This window comes from Kytococcus sp. HMSC28H12 (assembly GCF_001816045.1).
Classification (GTDB): domain Bacteria; phylum Actinomycetota; class Actinomycetes; order Actinomycetales; family Dermatophilaceae; genus Kytococcus; species Kytococcus schroeteri.
On sequence record NZ_KV824338.1, the window covers coordinates 1 to 1,035 of the forward strand.

A 1,035-nucleotide genomic window follows, 5' to 3' on the forward strand; every position below is an offset into this window, starting at 1 on the left:
TCGGTGTCGTTGCCGGCGGCCACGGCGGTCACGATGCCGGCCTCGGTCATGCGGCCGATGGCCTCGTCGAGCACCTGGTCGGCGCCACCACCCAGGGACATGTTGGCGACCGACGGGGTGTCGCCCTTGTTCTCGATGACCCAGTCCATGGCGGTGATGATGCCGTCGGTGGAGCCGGAGCCCTCGCAGCTCAGCACGCGCACCGGGATGAGGTTGGTGCCCTTGGCGACGCCGAACTCCTTGCCGCCCATGGTGCCGGCGACGTGGGTGCCGTGACCGTTGCAGTCGTCGGTGCCCATGCCGTCGTCGATGGCGGAGAAGCCCTCGCCGACGCGGCCCTCGAAGTCGGAGTGGGTGGCGCGCACGCCGGTGTCGATGACGTAGGAGTTCACGCCCTCGCCGGTGCCCTCGTAGTTGTAGGTCTGGTCCAGCTCGGGGGCCTCCTGGTCCACGCGGTCCAGGCCCCAGGTGGCGTCCGTCTGCGCCTCGGTGGCGTGGACGGTGCGGCTCTTGGTCACCGAGGCCACGGCCGGGTCGGCCTCGAGCTCGGCGACCTGCTCCGGGGTCAGGTTGGCGGTGAAGCCACCCAGGGACTTGAGTTCGTTCTTGACGTCGGCGCCCTTCGCGGCGTACTTGGCGGCGGTGGCCTCGGTGGTGGAGGCGACGGCAGCCTTGGCGTCGGCGGACTTCATGCCCTGGGCGCCCATGGCCTGCTGCGGGAGCTCCAGCATGACGATGTAGTCGGCGGCCTGCGAGGCGCTCATCACGGTCGCGCCCTGCTCGGAGCCGGCGTTCACGTCGAAGGCGGTCGGCGCGGCCGTGGCGGTGGTGCCCAGCGCGAGGGTGGCAGCAGCAGTGAGGCCGAAGACGGTACGAACGGTGGTCATGAGTTTCCTCCTTGACGTCGATGGCGGAGTCCCGCCGTCGTGGCGGTTGGTCCGCCGGTGAGATCGATCGTGGGTCAACTCACTTTGCGTACCAACCCCTTTGACCATTCCTTGGGTCAACCGTGGTCTGCTGTGAGGGGCTCTTGGG

General features: G+C 69.3%; 1 protein-coding gene. It reads right to left on the reverse strand.

The window, feature by feature from the left end:
* Positions 1 to 887 (reverse strand): S8 family peptidase (locus HMPREF3099_RS03170; RefSeq protein ID WP_168168425.1); only part of this gene is annotated, 887 nt, incomplete at its 3' end.
* Positions 888 to 1,035: the final 148 nt, after the last annotated feature.